The organism is Streptomyces thermospinosisporus, assembly GCF_039526425.1.
GTDB lineage: Bacteria > Actinomycetota > Actinomycetes > Streptomycetales > Streptomycetaceae > Streptomyces > Streptomyces thermocarboxydovorans.
The window spans coordinates 43401-66110 of the sequence record NZ_BAAAIZ010000027.1; the positions used below are offsets into that span (position 1 = coordinate 43401).

The following is a 22710-nucleotide window of genomic DNA, read 5'->3' on the forward strand; positions in this document are numbered from 1 at the left end:
GAGACGACCCACTGGGGGCGAAGGTTGCGCTTATTACCGGCCTTGTCGCCGCATCCGCCGCGCCTTCGCGTCACTCATGGCACATCCTGGTGAAGAGCGAACGAATCCTGTGCGTCCGCACCGGGAGGACGCGAGATGGAAGAGGAAGCCGCGGTACCGGATGAAGCGCGGCGGACAGGCAGGGGCGGACGGAGCGCGGAGCGGATCCGGACCGGAGGGCCGGCCCGGATCGAGGACGCGCTCGCGGAACCGGTCCTGGCCGCCGTCCGGGCGCTGGACGGGTACGGCGGCCTGGTCTACCTGCGCTCGCCCGACCGCCGTTCCCTGGTGCTGTGTGTGGTGACCGGTGTCCCGCGCTCGCTGCTGCGGTCCTGGTGGCGGGTCCCGGTGGGCGGCGCGCTGCCCATGGCCGAGTCCTATCGGAACCGGGAGAGCCTCTGGCTGCCGGACGAGCGGGCGACGATGCTGCGCTTCCCCCAGTTCACCGCCGCGCTGCCGTACCCGTTCGCCTCCGCCCACCACCCGGTGACCATGGGCGGTGAGGCCGTGGGCGTGCTGGTGGTGCTGCGGTCGGCGTCCCTGGACCCGGTGGCCGCGGAGGAGGTCGACTTCGCGCTGCGGACCGCCGGGCGGACCATGGAGGGCAGGCTCACCGAGTACCTGGACGACCTCCCGGCGCCCGCGCACCCCGGCATACCGGTGCCGGAGATCGAGTACGACAGCCAGCCGGTCAGTGTGCAGCTGCACGCCCCTCCGGCGCGGGCCGTGCGGATCGGCGGCCTCGAATGGGACCTGGACACCGGCCTGTGGAACATGGACGAGGAGGCGCTGGAGCTGCTGGGGCTGGAGGCGTCCACGTTCGGCGGCACCTCGGCGGAGGTGGAGAGCCGGGTGTGCCCGGACGACCGGTACGAGCTGCGGGCGAGCCGGCGCGAGGCGCTGACCACCGGCTTCGTGAGGGCCCGGCGTCTGCGGGTGGTGGACGAACCGGCCGAGGACGGGCAGACCCGCTACCGTCCGCTCGAGCTGCGGGGGCACGTCCTGCGCTCACTGCCGTCCCAGCGGCTGTTCACCGGCGCGTTCGTCGACACATCCGGGTCGGCCACCGCGGCCGAGGCCGCCGAGCGGCTGCCCGACGGGCTGTTCTCGCTCGACCAGGACGGCCGGGTGACCTACGTCAACCAGCGCTGTCTGGAACTGCTGGGGTGCGAGCGCAAGCAGCTGATCGGCCACTACCCGTGGCATGTGATCACCTGGCTGCGCGACCCGGCCTACGAGGACCGCTACCGGGCGGCGATGCTGTCGCAGCAGCCCGTGTCGTACCTGGTGCACACCACGGACGGGCCCTGGCTGGGATTCGTGCTCTATCCAGGGGTGCACGGCCTGACCGGCCGGGTCTTCACCACCGCGCCGCCCACCGCGGCGCGCACGGGGGGCCGGTCCACGGCGCCGGGCGACCTGGTGGGCCCGGCGGCCGCGGAGCAGGTCGCCCCGGCGCGTGCGGGCGCGCTGTACCACGTGGTGCAGATGGCCAGCGTGCTCACCGAGGCGGTGACCGTCCAGGATGTGTGCCGGGCCGTCTCGGAGCAGCTGCTGCCGGCGTTCGGCGCCCAGGAGCTGGCCCTCTACACGGTCAGCGACGGACGGATGTACCTGTTGTGGGAGTCGGGCTATCCGGAAGGCTTCCTCGACCGCTTCGAGGGGGTGCCCCTCGACACCCAGCTGCCCGGTGTGCACGCCCTGACCACCCGGTTCCCGCTGTTCTTCGAGTCGCCCGAGGCGCTGAGCAGCGCCTATCCGGGGATCGCCCTGGACCGGATGAGCTCGTGGTCGTTCCTGCCGCTGATCGCCTCCGGGCACGCGGTGGGCTCCTGCATCCTCGGCTGGGCGGACCGGCACCGCTTCACCCCCGACGAGCGGGCCGCGCTGACCGCGCTGAGCGGGCTGGCCGCGCAGGCGCTGGAGCGGGCCCGGCTCTACGACGACGAGTCGGCCGTGGCCCGCGGGCTGCAGGAGGGGCTGCTGCCGCACCGGCTGCCCGCCATCGAGGGCTTGCGCGCCACCGGCCGCTATCTGCCCGGCACCCGGGGCATGGCCATCGGCGGCGACTGGTACGACGTGATCCGGACCGGCCGCAAGGTGGCCCTGGTGATCGGGGACGTGGAGGGGCACAGTGTGAGCGCCGCGGCCGTCATGGGGCAGCTGCGCAGCGCGGTGCACGCCTTCGCCGCCAGCGGGCGCCAGCCGCAGGAGGTCATCACCCACACCAACCGGCTGCTGTCCGAGCTGGAGGCGGACGCGATCGCCACCTGCTGCTACATCGAGCTCGACCCGGCCACCGGCCGCGCCCTGGCGGTGCGGGCGGGCCATCCGCCGCCGCTGCTGCGCCACCCCGACGGCCGCACCGAGGTCCTCGATCTGGTCGGCGGGGTGATGCTGGGCGTGCAGCCCGAGGCGGTGTACCCGGTCACCGCGCTCAGCCTCGTGCCCGGCAGTGTGCTCGCGTTGTACACCGACGGGCTGGTGGAGATGCCGGGCAGCGACATCGAGACCGGCATCGACACGCTGCGCCGTTCTCTGGCCGCCGGCGCCCCCGACTCGGTCGAGGAGCTCGCCGACCAGCTCATCAAGTCGGCGCACCGCACCGAGGACCGGGTGGACGACGTGGCCCTGCTGCTCACCGCGTTCGGCCGCCCCCAGGAGGGGCCGGGCTGAGGCGCGGCTGAGCGACGGGGCCACCTCCCTCGATGATTTTTCTGAGATGCCGGGATTATTCCTCCCGCTTGTAATGGACCCAGTGTCGGGAATCGCCCGGCCGGCCAGAGGAGAACGGGGCCCATGCCGTCCATGCGCAAGGGCGGGAGCAGGAGAAAGCCGAAGGCGGGGCTGTTGCGGCGGCTCGGCGAGTGGTGCGCGCACCACTTCGTGATCGTCATCGTCGCCTGGCTGGCGGCGCTGCTGGCCCTTCAGCTGTCGAGCCGTTCGGTCGGGGCGGACTACTCCGACAACTTCACGCTGCCCGACGCGCAGTCGCAGCAGGGCCTCGAGGTGCTGCAGCAGCACGATCCCCAGGCGGGCGGTTACAGCAGCCAGATCGTGCTGCACGACGCGCAGCAGGAGCTGACCTCGTTCGGCTCGCAGATGTCCACGGCCGTCTCCGGCCTGCAGAAGCTGCCGCACGTGCTGTCGGCGCAGAACCCGCTGTCCGCGTCCGGCGCCGGCCAGGGCGGCTCGCAGCCGAACGTCGGCCCGCTCTCCTCCGACCGGAAGACGGCCTACATCACCGTCCGCTTCGACGTGCAGCCCTCCACGCTGGGGGACGGCTACCTCCACGGGGTGGACGAGGCGGTCCAGCCGCTGCGGCAGGCCGGGGTCGAGGTGGAGTACGGCGGTCCGCTGGGGGAGCTGGCCCGGCCCGCCCCCGACGACCGGGTGAGCGAGGCGATCGGCTTCGGGGTGGCCATCGTGGTGCTGCTGATCGGCTTCGGCAGTGTCATCGCGGCCGTGGTACCGCTGCTGACCGCGCTGATCAGCGTCGTCGGCGGGCTCGCCATCCTGGGGCTGCTGGCGGCCGCGTTCACCTTCGCCACGGTCTCGCCGACGCTGGCCACGATGATCGGCCTGGGCGTCGGCATCGACTACGCGCTGTTCCTGATCACCCGGTACCGGCAGGACATCATGGACGGCCGGGACCCGGTGGAGGCGGCCGGACACGCCACCTCCACCAGCGGGCGGGCCGTGCTGGTCTCCGGATGCACGGTGATCATCGCGCTGGCGGGTCTGTTCACCTCCGGTGTCTCGTTCATCGGGCTGCTCGGGCTCGCCGCGGCCGTCACGGTCGTCTCGGCCGTGGCCGGGGCGCTCACCCTGGTACCGGCCCTGCTGGGTCTGATCGGCCGGCGCATCGACCGCTACCGGGTGCGCCGCCCGGTGGCCGAGACCGACGCCGAGCCGGGGGCGGAGCCCCAGGGCACCTGGCACCGGTACGCGCAGCGGGTGGAGCGCAGACCCTGGCAGTTCCTCGCGGCGGGCGTGGCCACCATCGCCGTCCTGGCGATCCCGGTGTTCTCGATCCAGCTCGGGCACATCGGCGACGGCGCGGACCCCACGTCGTTCACCGACCGGCGGGCCTACGACCTGATGACCGACGCCTTCGGGCCGGGCTCCAACGGCCCGCTCACGGTCGTCATCGACCAGTCGTCCGTGCCGCAGTCCGACCGCTCCGACCTGGCCTCGCAGGCCCAGAAGACCCTGGACGGCGTGGAGGGCGCGGCCGTGGTCACGCCGCTGACCGCCACGCAGGACGGGGACGTCCTGGTCGGCACGGTGTACTCCTCGGCGTCCCCGCAGAGCGCCACCACGACCGACCTCACCAACCGCCTGGTGGACGACACCCTGCCGCAGGCCGTGCGGGGCACGGACGCCAAGACCTATGTCACCGGGACGACGGCGGCGCAGGTCGACTTCCGCGACATCGTCGCCGAGCGGCTGCCGCTGATCATCGCCGTGGTGGTCGCCCTGGCGTTCCTGATCATCCTGGCCGTCTTCCGCGGGGTGCTCGTCGCGGTCAAGGCCGCCGTGCTGAACGTCCTGTCCATCACCGCCTCCTACGGCGTCGTGGTCGCCGTCTTCCAGTGGGGGTGGGGCGGTCCCGCGCTGGGCGTGAACGGCACGGTGCCGATCGAGAGCTATGTGCCGATGATGATGTTCGCGATCATCTTCGGCCTGAGCATGGACTACGAGATCTTCCTGCTCTCCCGCGTCCACGAGGCGTGGATGCGCACCGGCGACGCCAGGGCGGCGGTCGCCCATGCCCTGGAGATCACCGCGCGGGTCATCACCTGCGCGGCACTGATCATGGTGAGCGTGTTCGCGGCGTTCATCATCAGCGACAACGTCGTGGTGAAGATGCTCGGACTGGGTCTCGCGGTGAGCGTGCTCATCGACGCGACCGTGGTGCGGCTGCTGCTGGTCCCGGCCGTGATGACCCTGCTGGGCCGGCACGCCTGGTGGACACCGCGGTGGCTGGACCGGATCCTGCCGCACATCGACGCGGAGGGGACGGGCACGGACACCCCCCGGCCGGCTTCCGGAGCGCCTGAGTCCTGACGGCGGGTCCCGGAACTGAGTCCTGACGGCGGGTCCGGAACGGCGAGGCGGCAGGCCCCCGGTGCGGGGACCTGCCGCCGTGGTGCCTGCCGTCAGGGGATCAGGCGTTGCGCCGCACGCTGCGCAGGACGAAGAAGCCGAGGATGACCAGCACTCCGCCGAGCGCGGCCGGCCACATCTGGGCGCCGGTCTCGGCCAGGCTGCCCGACTCGGCCTGTGCCTCGGTACGGTCCTCGAGCTCCGGCAGGCTGCCGGGCACCTGAGCGGCCTGGGCGGCCTGGCCCCCGTCGTCGCCCTTGCCGCCGTCGCCCTTGCCGCCGTCGTCCTTGCCGGCGTCACCGGCGTCGTCCTTGGCCGGGGTGGAGGCCTTCACGCCGGGCTGCTCGGCGTTCTCGCCGCCCGAGGGCTCCTCGGCGGGCTCGGTCTCCCGCGGCGGCTCCGACGGGTTCTGCTGGTCGCCCTTGCCGTCGTCACCCGGCTTGTCACCGTCGTCGCCACCGTTGTCACCGCCGGCGTTGCCACCGTCGCCGGCGTCGCCGCCGTTGTCGCCACCGGCGTTGCCACCGTCGCCGGCGTCGCCGCCGTTGTCGCCACCGGCGTTGCCACCGTCGCCGGCGTTACCACCGTTGTCACCACCGGCATTGCCGCCGTCACCGCCGTTGTCACCACCGGCATTGCCGTCGTCGCCGCCGTTGCCGCCGTCGCCCGCGCCGGCGCCGCACTCGCGGCCGCTGTTGATGCAGTCGACCATCTCGTTCATCAGGTCCTCGTCGAAGACGTTGATGAAGTCGCCGTGGTCGGTGATCGGCTTGTGCAGCTGCTCGGGGAAGGAGTCCACCGCGAACAGCGGGGTGGTCTTCCCGCCGTCCTCCAGGCTCGGCGCGTCCACGTCGTAGACGATGCGCTGCACCAGCTGCGGGATCGCCTTGAAGCCGGACGGGCAGTTGCCGTTCTCGTCCGTGAACGCCATGTGCGTACGGTGGTTGGCGCTGTCGATGTTGCGGCCGTCCCAGCAGCTCTGGAACTTGAAGGTGCGCACCACGTCGCTGCCCTCGGGGCACAGCGGGTACTTGTCCTTCAGCTGCCGGTCCTCGAAGCCCGTGCAGCTCCAGGAGGCGTTGGCGTTGGCCGGACCGTTGACGAAGGACTTGGCGTCACCGGTGATGATGCGCAGCAGGCGGGGCATGGCCACGACCTCGCTCTGCGGGTTGCCGACGAAGGTGAGGCTGACGTCCTTGGGCGTCACGATCTCGCCGACGTTGCCCTCGATGCCGCCGCCGGGCTGGTTGGCGTCCTGCTCCTGCTTGCCGTTCTGCAGGCGCAGCACGGGCCAGTAGTACGCGGACTTGTCGCGCTGGTCCTCGCAGCTGGTCTCGGCCGCGGCCAGGTCCTCGTCGCTGGAGAACGCGTTGGTGTCCTGGTTGCCGATGTAGTCGTGGAAGTGGTGGGCGCCGTTGCTCACACCGGGCGCCGCGATCACGTTGTCCGAGTTGAACAGGCCGTTGGCGTTGACACCGCACTCGCTGGAGAAGGTGCCGGTGGAGGCGTTGTCGCCCGGCTCGGGCTCATTGGCGTTCGGCTGGACGCTCTTGATGTCCACGTAGTCGCCGGGGACGGGCCCGTTGCCGGCCTGGCCGCCGTTGCCGCCCTGCTGGCCCTGCTCGTCGCCCTGCTGCTGGTCCTGGCTGCCCTGATCCTGGCCGCCCTGCTGGTCCTGACCATCCTGCTGGTCCTGGCCCGCCTGGTCCTGGCCGCCGTCGCCGGCCTGGCCGTCCTGCTGGTCCTGGCCGTCCTGCGCGGAGGTGTTGTTGCCGGACTCGCGCACGGTGCAGGCGGCGAGTTTGTCCAGGCCCTCGGGCCGGTCGCCCACGCGGTCGATGGCGGTCGCGATGCGCGACAGGGTCGCGGAGCGCTTCTCCTCGAGCGGCTTGGCGATCGCGTTCTGGGCGAAGTCCGGGTCCTGCTGGAGCTCCTGGGTGGACTCCGCGATCCGCTTGTAGGCATCGGCGATCTGCTGGTCCAGCGCGGCGAGTTCCTTGTCCACCTCCCCTCGGGCCTGCTCGGGCACCGCGGTCAGCCGGGTGGCCACGTCGGGGCAGTCGATGGTGGCGCCGTTGAGCACCTGAGCCTGGTTGTCCCCGTCCACGGTCGCGGAAGCGTAGACATTGGCCGCCATCAACCCCCCTCCGCCCAGCATCAGTGCGAACGCGGCGAGGGTCGCTCGCTGTTTCGGGCGTCTGCGTGTGTTGCGTGCCAAGGCAGTACTCCTACGCTTCAGTCGCGGGGGGTCAGCATGGAATTCCCACGCCCCATACGCAGGGCGGCCGCCCTGTGTTCAATCGCCTCACAAGTTCTTCGTAACATCTTCAGAACCGTCGCCCACCGGTGACGGAGCGTCAGGGCCGGTCCGGGTCGGCCGTCGGGCGTCCGAGGCAGGTCACCGAGGCGTCCATCGGCACGTCGAGCACCTCGAAGCCCATCCGGTCGTAGAAGGCGCGGGCCGGCTTGTTCGCCTTGGCCATGACCAGATGGACGGCGGGTACTCCCCGGTCCCGCAGCGCGCGCAGGAAGGTGCGCATCAGCTCCCGGCCGAAGCCGCGGCCCTGCCACTCGGGCAGCAGGTCGATGTGCAGATGGGCGGGATAGCCGGCCAGTTCGGGCAGGACCATGCGCTCGGGGTGGTGCAGCAGGCGGGCCATCACCTCGTCCGGGGTGCCCGGCTCCCCGGACGGCTCCGGGTACCGCGCGGCGACCAGCGGCAGCCAGGTGGTGCGGAACTCCTCGGCGAAGCGCGGGGTGTCCGCGGTGCCCAGGATGTAGCCGACCGCGCTGCCGGTGCCGTCGTCGAGTACGAAGGCGAGGTCCGGCTCCAGGTGGACGTAGGGGGCGGCGAAGGTGGCCGGGAGGATCGAGGGGTCGGCGTAGACCGGGCGGTTGTCCAGGCCGTTGTGGGCGGTGCGGATGCAGATGTCGTCGAGGGCGTCCCGGTCCCCGGGGCGGTACGGGCGGATCGTCGGCGTGGAGATCATGTACGGAATGGTGCCCACTTGGGAGCGCTCCCACAACCACTTTCGGGTGCGCTTCCGTTCGCGAGGTTGGCTCCGGCCGCTCCTGGTTACCCGGCGCTCATGAAGCTGCACTTGCCTGGCCGGAACGGCCAGAGGACGGACCAGACGACGGACGAGGCGCCGGCGGCCGGGGAACCGGGCCCGGACGCCGAGGTGGAGCGGGCGGCACCGGACACGCCCACCGGGCTGCCGAAGCGGTCGTGGGGTGCAGCGCTCAAGGGCAGTCTGCGCGAGTTCAAGGACGACCAGCTGACCGACCGGGCCGCGGCCCTCACCTACTACGGGGTGCTGGCGCTGTTCCCCGCGCTGCTGGTGCTGGTGTCGCTGCTGGGCATCGCCGGCAAGTCGGCGATCGACCGGGTGATGGAACAGGTGCAGGACCTCGCGCCCGGCGCGGTGCGCGACATCCTCACCCAGGCGGTCTCGCAGCTCCAGGGCGGGGCGGGCACCGGCTCGATCGTCGCGCTGGTCGGCCTGGTGCTGGCGGTGTGGTCGGCCTCGGGCTATGTGGCGGCGTTCATCCGCTCCGCCAACGCCGTCTACGACATCCCCGAGGGCCGTCCGGTGTGGAAGGTGCTGCCGGTGCGGGTCGGGCTGACGGTGGTGCTGATGGTGCTGGCGGTGATCAGCGCGCTGATCGTGGTGTTCACCGGTGACCTGGCCCGCCGGGCCGGCGATGTGCTCGGCCTCGGCGACACGGCCGTGACCGTGTGGTCGATCGCCAAGTGGCCGGTCCTGGTCCTGCTGGTCGTCCTGATGATCGCGCTGCTGTACTGGGCGGCACCCAACGCGAAGGTCAGGGGGTTCCGCTGGATCACCCCGGGCAGTTTCCTGGCCCTGCTGATCTGGCTGGTCGCCTCCGGCGGCTTCGCCGTGTACGTGGCCAACTTCGCCTCGTACAACAAGACCTACGGCACCATGGCCGGCGTCATCGTGTTCCTGGTGTGGCTGTGGATCAGCAATCTGGCGATCCTGCTGGGCCTGGAGTTCGACGCGGAGATCGCCCGGCAGCGCGCCATCGCCGGGGGCCATCCGCCCGAGGCCGAGCCGTACACCCAGCCGCGCGACACACGGGCGTGGGACGAGCAGGACCGCCGGCGGATGGATTGACGCGCTTCCTCGCAGGCCCGCTGGTCACTCCATGAGCCCGGCCTCGCAGGCCCGGTGCTCACTCCATGAGCCCGGCGGCGACGGTGGCGCCCAGCTCCCAGCAGCGCTCCAGCGCCTGCTTGTCGGGCGCTCCGGTGACGGTGACGGTGTCCGCGGCGCGGCGCCAGCCGAGGCCCGTGGTGACGGACTCGATGCCGCGCAGTGCCCCGGTGACGTCGCTGCCGCCGTGCACGAAGACGCCGAAGGGGCGGCCGCGGGTGGAGTCGAGGCAGGGGTAGTAGATCTGGTCGAAGAAGTGCTTCAGCGCCCCCGACATGTAGCCGAGGTTGGCGGGCGTGCCGAGGAGGTAGCCGTCGGCCTGCAGCACGTCGCTCGCGGTGGCGGCGAGCGCGGCCCGGCGCACGACCTCGACGTTCTCGATCTCGGGGGCGGTGGCGCCGTCGACGACGGCCTCGAACATCGCCTGGCAGTTGGGCGACGGCGTGTGATGGACGATCAGCAGTGTCGGCACACCCCGACCCTGCCGTGCGCTGCCGCCGCCGCGCAAGCCGCGCCCGCACCCGTACGGCCGGGCGGCGTTGTGGGGAGTGCACTCGGGTGGGACGATGCCTGCGCGTCCAAATGTCAAGACCGGGTACGACGGGGTGCGTAGTGGTCGATGAGGTGCGCAGGCCGCCCGCGGCGGTGGTGTTCGATGCGCTGGGCAGCCGGTACGAGAAGGCGTTCGCCTCCTCCGAGGCGCACCGCGGATCGCTGCGATGGCTGACCGAACGGCTGCCGCCCGGCGCCCGGGTGCTGGACGTCGGCAGCGGCACGGGCCGGCCGACGGCCGCCACCCTCGCCAAGGAAGGTCACCGGGTGCTCGGGGTCGACGTGTCCCCGGTGATGGTGGAGACCGCCTCCCGTCAGGTGCCCGGGGCGGAGTTCGCGTGCGCGGACATCCACACGATGCCGCTGGAGGACGGCTCGTTCGACGCGGTCTGTGTCTACTTCTCGCTGCTGCAGATGTCGCGCACCGAGCAGGCCGGTCTTGTGGAGCGGCTGGCGCGGGCACTGCGGCCGGGCGGTCTGCTGGCGCCGGCGACCGTGCCGCTGGACGTGGAGGACTTCGACGGCGTCTTCATGGGGCAGCCGGTGCGGGTCACCAGCTTCGCGGCGCAGGACGTCGTCGCGGTGGTGCGGGCGGCGGGTCTGACGGTGGAGTCGCAGGAGAGCGTGATGTTCACGCCGGCCCATCCCGACGCCCGGCCCGAGCCGCACCTGTTCGTGCACGCCCGGCGTGCGGAGGGCACGGACGCCTTTCCGGGCGGCCCCGACGGCACGCGGAGGGACTGACCGGGGCGGCACGCGGACGGACTGACCGGGGCGGAGCTGGCCGTCGGAGGCGGACGGGTCAGCCGGTCATCCGCTTGCGCCACATCGGTTCGACCCACTGCCACTCGGCCTCCCACTGGTCGAGGACCCGGTGCCGGATCCTCCTGCGCACCAGCCATCCGGCGCCCAGGATCAGCCCGCCGCAGGCGGCACCGACCGTGACGCCGCCCATGACGACCTGGAAGTGCGCCTCCACGCCCTCGGGGGGCTTGGTGACCAGCCGGCCGCTGCCGTCCGTCCAGACGGTGACGGTGCTGCCGGCCTTCCTGCCGGGCGGGACCTCGGCGCGGCCCGTGTGCGTGGCGCCGTCCCGGTCGGTCCACCGGACGGTCGTCCAGACGCCGGCGCCGCCGTCGTCGGTGACGGGTGCGGGCACCGCGTCGGCGGTGCCCTTGGTCAGGACGGCGGTGGCGGGCCGGTCCTCGGCCCGTCGGTCGGCGAGGGAGGAGCCGAGGGCGCCGGCCGCCAGGAGGCCGACGCACACCGCGGTCAGCAGGGCGAGGACGTGGGTGGCGAGCTGCACCCAGGCCTCGGCGACGTCGCTGCGTCGCCGCAGCGGGTTCCGGCGCCAGCGCCACAGCCGTTCCCTGCGGGGCCGTGCACCGGGTGTGCGTGCCATCGCGCTTCACCTCCTCGCACCGGGGCGGAGGTCAGGACGTCTGCGTCTGCTGCACCGGGACGACCTCGTGCTGGGGCACACCGAGGACGACCTTGAGCGCGCCGGTCTCGGCGGCGTTGCCGAAGACGTCGTACGCCTCCTGCATGTGGTCCAGGGGGAAGGTGTGGGTGACCAGCGGTCCGGTGGGCAGCCGGCCGGCGGCCAGCATGCGCAGCAGGGTGGGCGTGGAGTGGGTGTCGACCAGGCCGGTGGTCACGGTGACGTTCTTGATCCACAGGCTCTCGAGGTGCAGAGTGGCGGGGGCGCCGTGCACGCCGACGTTGGCCACGCGACCGCCCGGCCGCACCATGCGGGTGCACAGTTCGAAGGTCGCGGGGACGCCCACCGCCTCGACGACCACATCGGCGCCGAGCCCGTCGGTGAGGTCCTCGACCAGTTGCTCCGGGCCCTCGCCGGCGTCGACGACGGCCTCCGCGCCGAGGTCGCGGGCGGCCTGCAGGCGGGTCGGTGCCAGGTCGACGGCGATGACGCGCTCGGGGGAGAAGAGGTGCGCCGTGGCGACGGCGGCGAGCCCCACCGGTCCGGCCCCGACCACCACGACGGTGTCGCCGGGCCGCACCTTTCCGTTGAGCACGCCGACCTCGTAGGCGGTGGGGAAGATGTCGGCCAGCAGTACGGCGTCCTCGTTGGCGACCGCGCCGGGCAGGGCGTGCACGGACAGGTCGGCGTAGGGGACGCGGACGTACTCGGCCTGGGTGCCGTTGATCAGATGGCCGAGAATCCAGCCTCCGCCGCCGCGGCACTGGCCGTACATGGCCTCGCGGCAGAAGCGGCAGCGGCCGCAGGCGGTGATGCAGGACACGAGCACGCGGTCTCCGGGACGTACGCTGCGCACGTCGCCGCCGGTCTCGACGATCTCGCCGACCGCCTCGTGTCCGAGGACGGTCCCCGGCTGCACCTCCGGCACGTCGCCCTTGAGGATGTGCAGGTCCGTGCCGCAGATGGTGACGGCGTCGACCCGCACGATCGCGTCGGTGGGCTCCTTGATGTCCGGATCGGGGACTTCTTCCCAGGCGGACTGCCCGGGGCCGTGGAAGACGTAGCCCTTCATGCCGTTGCTCACCCTTCTGCTCGCGGCGGGCCACGGCGTCGGGCGCTGCCGCGCCCGCCTGCGTCGGCGGGCCCGGGGAGGGGGTCCTGCGGCCCGCCCTGCATCTTCCAGTCTGGGCGAACGGCGGCGGTTCCGCGCGGGCCGGACGTCCCGGCCGGCTGGGCTGCCCGGACCCCTCGCGGACTCCCCATCAGCCCCCAGCTCCCCTACCAGGCTCCGCTACGACACCACCGGGCGGGCAATACCGCTGTGCAGGAGGTGGCGGGCCTCCTGGGCGTGGGCGCCGAGGCGCAGCAGCAGGCGGGAGGCGGCGTCGTAGGCGTGGCGGACGGCGGCCCGGCGTTCCAGGCGCGGGGCGAGGGCGGACAGGGTGATGGCGAGGGCGACGCCGGTCCAGGCGACCGGGCCGAGCGGGGTGCAGCCGAAGAAGTGGCTGACGCCGGGGGTCTGCACCAGGGCGGCCAGCACGGCGGCGGAGCCGAGTGCGGTCGTCCACACCAGCGGGCTGTGGCGGCGGCCGGAGAGGGTCTGCACGAGCTGGGCGCCGACCACGCCGCACAGCGCCATGGTGGTGGCGCGGCGGTCGCTGCCGGGGGTGAGCCGGCCGGCCAGGTAGGCGGCGACCGCGCCGAGGCAGGTGGTCACGCCGCGGCGGCGGATGGCGCGCAGCAGCGGGGCGCCGAGCGCGTCGAGCCCCATGGGGCCGGTCGCGGCGTGCACGGCGGTCGCCGGGTCGTCGCTGGGGGTCACCGCCACGGCCATGGCGGGGAACATGTCGGTGAGCAGGTTGACCAGCAGCAGCTGCCGGGTGGACAGCGGCGAGGAACCGGCGAGCAGGGTGCCGAGCACGCTGAAGCCGACCTCGCCGGCGTTGCCGCCGATGAGGATGCTCACCGCGTCGGCGACGCTGCGCCACAGGGCCCGGCCCTCGGCCACGGCGTCGACCAGGACGGACAGGTCGGTGGTGGTCAGCACCAGGTCGGCGGCGTTGCGGGCGGCGGCCGAGCCGCGGGCCTCGATGCCGACGCCGACGTCGGCGGCGCGGATGGCGGCGGCGTCGTTGGCGCCGTCGCCGGCCATCGCCACCACCCGGCCGGCCTGTTGCAGCGCCTCCACCACGTGCAGCTTCTGCTCGGGCGCGACGCGGGCGACGACGCCCGCGCCGTGCAGCGCGCGGACCCGCTCGCGCCGGTCCATGGCGACCAGTTCGTCCCCGGTGACCACCTCGGTCTCCTCGGGCCAGCCCAGCTGCAGGGCGATGGCGCGGGCGGTCTCGGGGTGGTCTCCGGTGAGCATCACGGGCAGGATGCCGGAGCGCCGCAGCTCGGCCAGCAGGGCCTCGGAGGTGTCGCGGGGGACGTCGGCGAGGGCGACGAATCCCGCGAACTCCAGTCCGTCGAGGCCGCCTTCGAGCTCCTCGGCGGGGTCGCCGCCCCGGCAGGGGCGCCGGGCCACGGCGAGGACGCGCAGTCCCTGCGCGGCGAGGGCGTGGGCGGTCTCGGCGGCGTGGCCGGGCAGATGGGGGCAGGCGGGCAGGACGGCCTCGGGCGCGCCCTTGACCACCAGCAGTTCGCCGGAGTGCGCGGAGCCGGCGGACTCGTCCCGGCCGACGGCGGCGGCGTAGCCGCGGCTTGCCTCGAAGGCGAGTTCGCCGCTGGGCTTCCAGCCGTCGTCGGGCGGGGCGACGTCGAGGACGGCCTCGTCGGTGGCGTGCGCGACCTTGCGGCCCTGCCCGGTCTCCTCCTGCGGGCAGGCCCGCGCGGCCAGCCGGACGACGTCCACGGCGTCCTCGGCGCCGGGGTCGAGGACGGTGCCGTCGGCGGTGGCGACGCGGACCAGGCGCAGCCGGTTCTCGGTGAGGGTGCCGGTCTTGTCGAAGCAGACGGTGTCGACCCGGCCGAGCGCCTCCAGCGTGCGCGGGGTGCGCACCAGGACGCCGCGCCGGGACAGCCGCCGGGCGGCGGCCATCTGGGCGACGGTGGCGACCAGCGGCAGCCCCTCGGGCACGGCGGCGACGGCCACCGCGACGCCGCCGCTGACGGCCCGTCGGACCGGGCTGCCGCGCAGCAGGGACAGCCCGGTGACCAGGGCGCCGCCGGTGAAGGTGACCGGCAGGGCCTTGCGGGTGAGTTCCTGCAGCCGGGCCTGCACCCCGGCGGGCGGCGGGGTGCGCGAGGCCAGGGCGACGGCGCGCCCCGCCTCGGTGTGCTCGCCGGTGTCGACCACCAGGGCCGTGGCGTGGCCGGCGACGACGGTGGTGCCCTCGAAGACCATGCAGGTGCGCTGGGCCACCGGTGCGCCCGGTGTCGCCTCGACGGCCTTGGTGACCGGCAGCGACTCGCCGGTGAGGGCGGACTCGTCGACCTCCAGTCCCTCCGCCTCCAGCAGGCGGGCGTCCGCCGGTACGACGTCGCCGGCGGCGAGGCTGATCCGGTCCCCCGGCCGCAGCCGGGCCGCGTCGACGGTGACAGTGCGTCTGCGGTTCTCCTGCCGCCGGGCCTTGGGCTGCTGGCGGGCGGCGAGGCGGGCGAGCGCCTGCTCGGCGCGCAGCCTCTGCAGCCCGCCCGCGACGGCGTTGATGTCCATGGCGCCGACCACGAGCAGGGCGTCCACCAGTGAGCCGAGCAGCGCGGAGGCGACGGCGCCGGTGGCCAGCACGGGGGTGAGGGGGTCGTCGAGTTCGCGCCGGACGGCTCCGGCGGCCTGCCAGGTCCAGCGGGCGGGGGCGGCCACGGGGGTGCGGGCGAGCCGTGCGGCGTACTGCCGGGAGCGGTCGGCGAGCACGGCCAGTCCGCGCGGTTCCGCCTCGCCGCGGGCGCGGCGCAGCCGCTCGTGCGCCTCGTGGGGTTCCATCGCGTGCCACGGCACGTGGAGGTGGGGTTCGGGTGGGGTGGCCCGGGCCACGCGCAGCGCCTCGGTCCACCCGAAGCACAGGGCGGCGGCCGCGGCGGCGTTGACCGGGGCGTGCCGGGTGAGCACACGCCACAGTCGGCCGCTGGGCTTGCCGCCGCGGGCGACCAGCAGTCCGGAAAGGGCGGCACCGGCGCGGGCCAGGGTCTGGGAGCGGCGGCTCACCCGGCGGGCCGACGGGATCGCCCGGAGCAGCCGCCAGACGTCGGCGCTGCCGCCCGGGGTGAGGATGTCGGCGCCCCAGGGAACGGCCGAGCGGGCGTCGACGAGGGCGACGGCGACGTCCCCGGCGGGCAGTCCCCCGGCCACGTCGGGTGGGCTGTCCGGGGTGACGCGGGCGACGCTCACCACGATGTGCCCGTCGTTCTGCAGGGCCCGCACCACGTCGCCGAACGGCAGGTCGGCGGGGGCGATCTCGTCGGCCATGCGGGTGATGTCCTTCAGGTCCGGTCCGCCGGTGATCACCACGTGCAGGCCGGCCCGGCGCGCCGCGTCGAGGACGGCCTCGGCGAACGGCGCGACGGGGTCGACGAACGCCGCGGCCCGCTCGTCGTCTCCGTCGGCCCGGGCCGCGGGGTTGCGCAGGGCGTCGGCGTGCAGCACCAGGCAGTCGGCGATCTCCAGCTGCCGCAGGCGTTCGTCGCTGCGCACCAGGACCCCGGACCGGGCGAGGTGGGTGCTGAGGCCGGTGAGGAAGGCGGCGGGGCCGTAGCGGGCGGCCTTGGGCGAGCCGGCCAGCACGGCCTCGGCGGCCTCCCGGGTGTCGTGGGTGACCAGCAGGGTGGCGGCGGCGCCGGCCAGGCTGCCGGTGCCGGCGTTGGCCGCGTACTCCTGGGCCGGGGTGACCCGCAGCGGCGGGCGGATGTGAGGCGGGCAGGGCAGGGTGGTGCCCTCGTCGCGGCACAGCCCGTCGTGCAGCGCCTCGAAGGCGGCGGCCCGGGCGACCGCCTCGGTGAGCTGGCCGGTGCGCAGCAGTCCGTCGAGGACCAGGGCGACGGGTGACTGGCCCGCGCCGTGGGCGGCGGCGTTGGCGGCGGCCAGGAGGAGTTCCCTGCCGCCGGCGCCGAACCGGCGGCGCAGCAGGGCCCGGAAGCGGGGGTTCTCGCGCAGCAGGGTGACGCCCGCGGTGACGGTCTTGGGGCCGGGCGGCAGGCGCAGCGCCCGTCCGGCCAGGGCGCCGGCCGCTCCGGCGGCGTCCAGCAGCAGCGCGGCGGCGGCGATACGCACCTCGCCGGGGTCGCCGGGGTGGGCGGCGTCCTCCTCGGCCTCGGGTTCGGCCTGCTCGACCAGGCCGGCCCTGGCGGCGAGTTCGGCGGCCCGCCGGGCGACCCGGTCCCCGGCCGCGTCCTCGACCACGGTCACCACCAGCCGGGACAGCCCGCCGTCCCAGTACGCGGTCAGCACATCGGGGTGGTCGAGGAGTTCCGCGGCGACCTTGCGGGCGAGCGGGGCGACGCCGGTGCCCTCGGGGTGGTGCAGCGCGAGGTGGAGGCGCGGTCCGGCCCGCCAGTGGCGGCCGCCGCTCAGCGCGTTGCGGGCGACATGGCCAATGCGGCGCGTGGTGTCGTGGACGGACGTCAGTCCCTGGGCGGTGCTGCGGGCGGCGCCTGCGGCGGCCCCCGCCACCGCTCCCGCGAGAGGCGCGACGTCGAGGCGAGTGAGCATCGTGAGGGTGTCCCCTGGTCCTTGGCGTCAGCCGGAGTGCCGGTCGTCGCGGTGCCCGTCGCCGCGGTGTCCGTCACCGCCGTGCCCGTCGTGGCGGGTCTGCTCGTGGGCGCCGGCGCCGTGCGGAGGGCGGGCGGCGTGCGGTGCGTGGTGCACGGTGGCCTCGGCGACCTTGCGCAGCCCGGCCGCGGTCTCGGTGTCGCCCACCTTGGCGGGCTGCTCGTGCACCTGCTGGGCGGCCGGCCCCGGCCGGTGCCGGGAGGAGGCCAGCCGGTCGCCGGGGCCTCGGGCACCGGGGCCTCGGTCACCGGGCGGCTCCGCTTCCGCTTCCGGCCCGGCGGGGGTGGTCGCGACTGCCTCGGCGGCGTCGGGTTGGTGCTCCGCCGGCCGGGTGTCCTCGGCCGAGCCGGGCCGCGGCCGGGTGAACCAGGCGACGGCGGCCCCGGTCAGCGCCACCGGCCACTCGACGACACCGGCGGTCCCGAGCACTCCGGCCCCGGCGTAGACGGCGATGCGGCGGCCGCGCGGGGAGAGCGCGCCGATCCGGTCCAGGGCGGCCTCGGCCACCTTGCCCGCCTGGGCGGCGCCGGGCAGCTGCCGCAGCCCCGAGGCGACGGCCCGCAGCGGCTGGGGAAGCTCCGGCGTTCGAGACGTGTGCTGAGCCATGGCCGACCTCCACGGGCGCGCCTGGGCGCCACATCGAGCGGTTTACCTGCTTTCGCCCATCTTCAGGCGTGCGCGGCCGAAGCGCTTTCCCAGTACGCCCGAGCCGGGCGCCGCCGGCCGCGGGCGGGCGGTGCACCGCCGGGGCGTGCGTGCGCGGGGAGCGGGCACTCGCATACGCGCAGCGTCCGGTACGGCGAAGGGAGTGCCCATGCCGGAGAACAGTGAGGACACCGCCCGCGCCCGGCGTCAGGGCGTCCCGGGCCTCCGGCTGGCGGAGGACACGCCCGGGCGGCCGACGGCGCCGTCGGCGCTGCGCGAGCCAGCCGAGGCCGGGCTTCCCCGGGACCGCAATCAGGCCATCCTGGAGGCGGCCGAACAGGTCGGCGTGGTGCTCAAGCAGGGCGGCCACCGCTTCGCGCTGGCGGGCAGTGTCGCCGTGTACGCCCACGGCGGCACCGGCAATCTCCAGCACGACGTCGACTTCTGCGTCCGGCCCGAGGACGCGGTGGAGGTGGAGGAGACGCTGCGCGCGGCGGGGCTGCCGGTGCGGCATCCGCCGGAGGACTGGCTGATCAAGGCGACCTGCTTCGGCCAGGACGTGGACGTGATCTTCGAGCTGGCCCACCGCCGGGTCACCACCGAGATGCTGGACCGGGCCGAGGAGCTGCCGGTGGAGTCGGTCCGCATGCCGGTCCTGGCCCCCACGGACCTGCTGTGGAGCCTGATCGCCGCGTTCTCCGAGCACCACTGCGACTTCGGGGCCGTGCTGCCGATCGCGCGGGTGCTGCGCGAGAAGGTCGACTGGGACCGGGTCCGGCGCGACTGCGGCGACGAGCCGATGCCGGCGGCCTTCTTCTGCCGGTGGTCGCCGTCCTCGGCAATCACGACCATCACGACGACCGCCCGGACGAGGTGTCGGACCTGCTGCGGAACGCCGGTGCCCAGGTGCTGGAGGGCGAGGGGACGGTGCTGCGGTGCGGTGACGCCCGCGTGGGGGTCGCCGGGACCAAGGGGTTCGGGGGCGGCTTCGCCGGGCGGTCGGCCGGGGAGTTCGGCGAGCCGGTGATGAAGGAGTTCGTGCGGCACTCGCGCCACTGCGCCGACGGGCTGCGCACGGCCCTGGAGCGGCTGGCGGACGAGGGCTGCGACGCCCGGATCGCGCTCACCCACTACTCCCCCGGCGCGGACACGCTGGCCGGTGAGCCGCTGGAGATCTATCCGTTCCTCGGCAGCTATCTGCTGGCCGAGGCCATCGACACGGCCGGTGCGGATCTCGCGGTGCACGGGCACGCGCACGCCGGCACGGAGCACGGCATGACCGCCGGGGGCGTGAAGGTGCGCAATGTGGCGCAGCCGGTGATCGGCCGCGCCTTCCACGTCTACCACCTGCCGGCCCGCGAGCCGGTGACCGCCGCGGCCCGCACGGACCGGGCCGGCTGACCCGCCTTCAGCCGCACTTCCCGCATCCCCCCAAGAGCGCCACCGGCCCCGCGCCGGTGGCGCTCTTCACGGTTCTCCGCGGCAGCTCTCCGCCGTCCTCCGCCGCGGCTCTCCGCCCTTCTCCCCCGCGGCTCTCCGCAGCCCTGCACGCTCCGCTGCCGGGTGTCCGTACCGCCTCTTGTGTGAACTGCCCGCCAGGCGCGCCCGTTTTAAGCATTTTGTCTGCATAGCATGCAGGCTCCGCGCCCCACGGCCGCTGTTCGCCACACATCAGCCGGGGGGCGCGCCCGCCTCGGTGACGAAGGACGCCGCCGTCGGATCACCCCGCCCCGTACGAGAGGACACCGCATGGCGCTGCCGGGCCGTACCGGACTCGCTCCGGAGCACGCCTTCTCCCCGCACGACGCCGTACTGCGCACCGCAGCCCCGCACCTGGCCCGCCGGCGCTTTCTGACCCTCACCGCGGCCGCCGCCGCCCTCGCCTTCTCCACCAACCTGCCCGCCCGGGGCGCGTTCGCCGCGCCCCGGTTGCAGCCGGCCCGCATCACCGAGGACCCGTTCACGCTCGGGGTGGCCTCCGGTGACCCGCTGCCCGACTCGGTGGTGATCTGGACCCGGCTCGCCCCGGCCCCGTTCGAGGCCGACGGGGGGCTCGGCCAGCAGCGGGTGGAGGTGGACTGGGAGGTGGCGCTCGACGAGCACTTCGTCCTGACCGTGCGCAGCGGCACCGCCACCGCCTATCCGGAGTACGGCCACAGCGTGCACGTGGATGTGCAGGGTCTGGAGCCGGGCACGCCGTACTACTACCGGTTCCGCACCGGCACCTGGATCAGCCCTGCGGGCCGCACCCGCACCGCGCCCCCCGCCGGCGAGGCCACCAGCAGCCTGCGGCTGGCCGCCGTCGCCTGCCAGGCCTACCACGACGGCTACTACACCGTGCACCGGCATCTGGCGCAGGAGGACGTCGACGTGGTGTTCCACCTCGGCGACTACCTCTATGAGTACGCCGTCAACTCCGCGGGCGGGGCGCGCAATTACACCGACCGGATGCTGCCGGCGGTGTTCAACCGGGAGACCATCACACTGGCGGACTACCGGCTGCGGTACGCCCTCTACAAGAACGACCCCGACCTGCGGGCCGCGCACGCCGCCCACCCGTTCGTCGTCGCCTGGGACGACCACGAGACCGAGAACAACTACGCGGGTGCCCTCGACGAGAACGGCAGCACCCCCGAGCAGTTCCTGGTGCGGCGCGCCGCCGCCTACCGGGCCTACTGGGAGAACCAGCCGCTGCGCGCCGCCCAGCTGCCCAGCGGCCCCGACGCGCTGCTGTACCGCCGGCTGCACTGGGGCACGCTGGCGCAGTTCGACATCCTCGACACCCGCCAGTACCGCTCCGACCAGGCCTACGGTGACGCCCCGCACGCGCCCGGCCCGGAGTCGGACGACCCGGCCCGCACTCTCACCGGCGACTCCCAGGAGAGCTGGCTGCTCGACGGCTGGGCCGCCTCCGGCGCCCTGTGGAACGTGATGCCGCAGCAGGTGTGCTTCTCCCAGCGCAAGCTCGACCTGACCGCGAACGCCAAGTTGTCGATGGACGCCTGGGACGGCTACCGCGCCTCGCGGAACCGGCTGGTCGCCGGGGCGAAGGCCGCCGGGGTGGACAACTGGCTGGTGCTCACCGGGGACGTGCACGTGGCGTACGCCTTCGACATCAAGGAGGACTTCGACGACCCCGGCTCCGCCACCCTCGGCACGGAACTGACCTGCACCTCCGTCACCAGCGGCCGGGACGGTGCGCAGCGGCCGTCCAACTGGGACACCTACATGCAGGCCAACCCGCACATGAAGTTCTACGACGGCCGGCGCGGCTTTGTGCGGCTCGAGCTGAACCGGCAGAACGCCCGGGCGGACTTCCGGACGGTGCCCGTGGTGACCTCTCCCGGCGCCTCGGTCTCGACGGCGGCGTCGTTCGTCACCGAGGCGGGTGCACCCGGTCTGCAGCCCGCCTGATCACGGCCGGGGCCGTACGTCGCGCGCTGGTACTGCACATGGCGCGTCCGCGTCACCAAAGCGCGAAAGCGCGGCGCTCCTGACATCGCGTCGACTGCCGCGGGCTAGACCTATTGCGCCCGCGGCAGCCATCCCGAACGAAGGAGACGTACCGAATGGTCCACAGACATGCCAGGACCGCGCGCCGGACCGTGCTCGGCGCACTCGGCGCGATCGGCGCGCTGGTCCTCGCCGCACTTCCCGCGTCCGCGGGGGCGGAGCCCGTCCCCACCACGGGACCCGTGCCCGGCGCGGCGCAGACCCTGGGCGCCGACCGGCCCTCGCCGCAGCTGCTGAACGCCCTGCAGCGCGATCTGAAGCTGACCCCGGATCAGGCGTCGGAGCGGCTGGTCAACGAGGCGGAGGCCGGCACCCGCGCCGGCCGGCTGCGCAACGCGCTGGGCGACCGGTTCGCCGGTGCCTGGGTGCGGGGCGCGACGGCCGAGGAGCTCACGGTCGCCACCACCGACGAGGACGACGTGGCCTCCATCGAGGCGGAGGGTGCGACGGCGAGGGTGGTCGAGCGGCCGCTCGCCGAGCTGCGGGCGGCCAAGAAGAAGCTGGACGCGGCCGCCGAGCGGGTCAAGACGCTCGAGACCCCGGTGTGGTACGTGGACGTGACGCAGAACCGGGTGATGGTGCAGGCGACGAGCCTCACCGCCGGCGCCGCGTTCGTCAAGGCGGCGGGGCTCCAGGCTGAGGACGTCGGCATCCGCGCCACCAAGGACCGGCCGCGGCTGCTGAAGGACGTCACCGGCGGCGACGCCTTCTACATCGAGGACTCCGCGCGCTGCTCGGTCGGCTTCTCGGTGACCGAGAGCAGCCAGGGCGGCTTCGTCACCGCCGGTCACTGCGGTCAGGAGGGCGACTCCACGACCGGCTACGACCGCAGCGCCCAGGGCACCTTCGAGGACTCCGTCTTCCCGGGCGTGGACATGGCCTGGGTGTCGGTCAACGACGACTGGACGCCTACGCCGGACGTGAAGGCGCAGGACGGCCAGGAGGTCCAGGTCACCGGCTCGGTGCAGGCGCTGGTGGGGGCGTCGGTGTGCCGCTCCGGTTCGACCACCGGCTGGCACTGCGGGACGATCCAGCAGCACGACACCAGCGTCACCTACCCCGAGGGCCGGGTGAACGGGCTGACCCGCACCACGGTGTGCGCCGAGCCGGGCGACTCCGGCGGCCCGTACCTGGCGGGCTCCCAGGCGCAGGGCGTCACCTCCGGCGGCTCCGGTAACTGCACCTCGGTCGGCACCACGTACTACCAGCCGGTCAATCCGATCCTCAGCGACTTCGGGCTGACCCTCACGACGGCCAGTACGGGGGCCACGCTGCCGGCCCCGGAGGACGGCACGGCCGAGGAGTGGGCCGCGGGCCGGGTGTACGAGGCGGGCACCACCGTGGTCCGCGACGGTGTGCGCTACCAGTGCCTGCAGACCCACCAGGCACAGGGAGCGTGGGCCCCGGCCGCCACGCCGGCGCTGTGGCAGCGTCTGTGACCCCGCCGGCCGGCTGACCCGTGCGACGCGGACCGCGGCCCCGTGCCGCGGCCGGCGTTCCGGTGTGTCGTCATGGCGATACAGCGA

Annotated in this window: 14 protein-coding genes and 1 pseudogene; 8 read left to right on the top strand and 7 right to left on the bottom strand. The window is 73.9% G+C overall.

Going from position 1 to position 22710, the window contains the following annotated elements; all coding sequences use genetic code 11:
* Positions 1–135 precede the first annotated feature (135 nt).
* Both ABD207_RS10915 and ABD207_RS10920 read left to right on the top strand, forming a co-directional pair.
* Complete coding sequence (locus tag ABD207_RS10915; RefSeq protein WP_344012013.1) at positions 136–2715, top strand: SpoIIE family protein phosphatase; 2580 nt, start codon at positions 136–138, stop codon at positions 2713–2715.
* Positions 2716–2838: 123 nt separating this feature from the next.
* Positions 2839–5109: an MMPL family transporter gene (locus ABD207_RS10920; protein WP_344012015.1), complete on the top strand. Its 2271-nt coding sequence runs from the start codon at positions 2839–2841 to the stop codon at positions 5107–5109.
* 100 nt (positions 5110–5209) lie between these two features.
* Here the strand turns inward: ABD207_RS10920 and ABD207_RS10925 are convergent, their stop codons facing one another.
* Complete coding sequence (locus ABD207_RS10925; protein WP_344012059.1) at positions 5210–7285, bottom strand: DUF1996 domain-containing protein; 2076 nt, start codon at positions 7283–7285, stop codon at positions 5210–5212.
* Positions 7286–7505: 220 nt separating this feature from the next.
* A complete protein-coding gene (locus tag ABD207_RS10930) occupies positions 7506–8138 on the bottom strand; it encodes a GNAT family N-acetyltransferase (RefSeq protein WP_344012017.1) in 633 nt (210 codons plus the stop codon).
* Between the two features lie 99 nt (positions 8139–8237).
* On the opposite strand from ABD207_RS10930, the gene ABD207_RS10935 reads away from it, so the two are divergent.
* Entirely contained in the window at positions 8238–9287 is a 1050-nt protein-coding gene (locus tag ABD207_RS10935; protein WP_344012019.1) for a YihY/virulence factor BrkB family protein, read from the top strand.
* 58 nt (positions 9288–9345) lie between these two features.
* Here ABD207_RS10935 and ABD207_RS10940 read toward each other — a convergent pair whose 3' ends face one another.
* Complete coding sequence (locus ABD207_RS10940; RefSeq protein ID WP_344012021.1) at positions 9346–9798, bottom strand: flavodoxin family protein; 453 nt, start codon at positions 9796–9798, stop codon at positions 9346–9348.
* A 110-nt stretch (positions 9799–9908) separates the two neighbouring features.
* Between ABD207_RS10940 and ABD207_RS10945 the strand changes: the two genes are divergently transcribed.
* Positions 9909–10622, top strand: a complete 714-nt coding sequence (locus tag ABD207_RS10945; RefSeq protein ID WP_425580681.1) for a class I SAM-dependent methyltransferase — start codon at positions 9909–9911, stop codon at positions 10620–10622.
* Positions 10623–10680: 58 nt separating this feature from the next.
* On the opposite strand, the gene ABD207_RS10950 is transcribed toward ABD207_RS10945, so the two are convergent.
* The 4 genes from ABD207_RS10950 to ABD207_RS10965 form a co-directional block, all read right to left on the bottom strand.
* Positions 10681–11280 (bottom strand): Rv1733c family protein, encoded by a 600-nt coding sequence (locus tag ABD207_RS10950; RefSeq protein ID WP_344012025.1) that lies wholly within the window; start codon positions 11278–11280, stop codon positions 10681–10683.
* A gap of 31 nt (positions 11281–11311) precedes the next feature.
* A complete protein-coding gene (locus ABD207_RS10955; protein WP_344012027.1) occupies positions 11312–12391 on the bottom strand; it encodes a zinc-dependent alcohol dehydrogenase family protein in 1080 nt (359 codons plus the stop codon).
* A 219-nt stretch (positions 12392–12610) separates the two neighbouring features.
* Positions 12611–16966 (bottom strand): cation-translocating P-type ATPase, encoded by a 4356-nt coding sequence (locus ABD207_RS10960; RefSeq protein ID WP_344012030.1) that lies wholly within the window; start codon positions 16964–16966, stop codon positions 12611–12613.
* Positions 16967–16993: 27 nt separating this feature from the next.
* On the bottom strand, positions 16994–17632 hold the full coding sequence (locus tag ABD207_RS10965; protein ID WP_344012032.1) for a hypothetical protein: 639 nt from the start codon (positions 17630–17632) through the stop codon (positions 16994–16996).
* A gap of 208 nt (positions 17633–17840) precedes the next feature.
* On the opposite strand from ABD207_RS10965, the pseudogene ABD207_RS10970 reads away from it, so the two are divergent.
* The 4 genes and pseudogenes from ABD207_RS10970 to ABD207_RS10985 form a co-directional block, all read left to right on the top strand.
* Positions 17841–18395, top strand: a pseudogene (locus ABD207_RS10970) (nucleotidyltransferase family protein); the annotation flags it as partial.
* Complete coding sequence (locus ABD207_RS10975; protein WP_425580682.1) at positions 18347–19072, top strand: metallophosphoesterase family protein; 726 nt, start codon at positions 18347–18349, stop codon at positions 19070–19072. The pseudogene ABD207_RS10970 and the gene ABD207_RS10975, both read left to right, overlap by 49 nt.
* A gap of 348 nt (positions 19073–19420) precedes the next feature.
* Positions 19421–21085 (top strand): alkaline phosphatase D family protein, encoded by a 1665-nt coding sequence (locus ABD207_RS10980; RefSeq protein WP_344012034.1) that lies wholly within the window; start codon positions 19421–19423, stop codon positions 21083–21085.
* A 155-nt stretch (positions 21086–21240) separates the two neighbouring features.
* The gene (locus ABD207_RS10985; protein ID WP_344012035.1) at positions 21241–22623 is read left to right on the top strand and encodes a trypsin-like serine protease; all 1383 of its coding nucleotides are present in this window, start codon (positions 21241–21243) and stop codon (positions 22621–22623) included.
* Positions 22624–22710 lie beyond the last annotated feature (87 nt).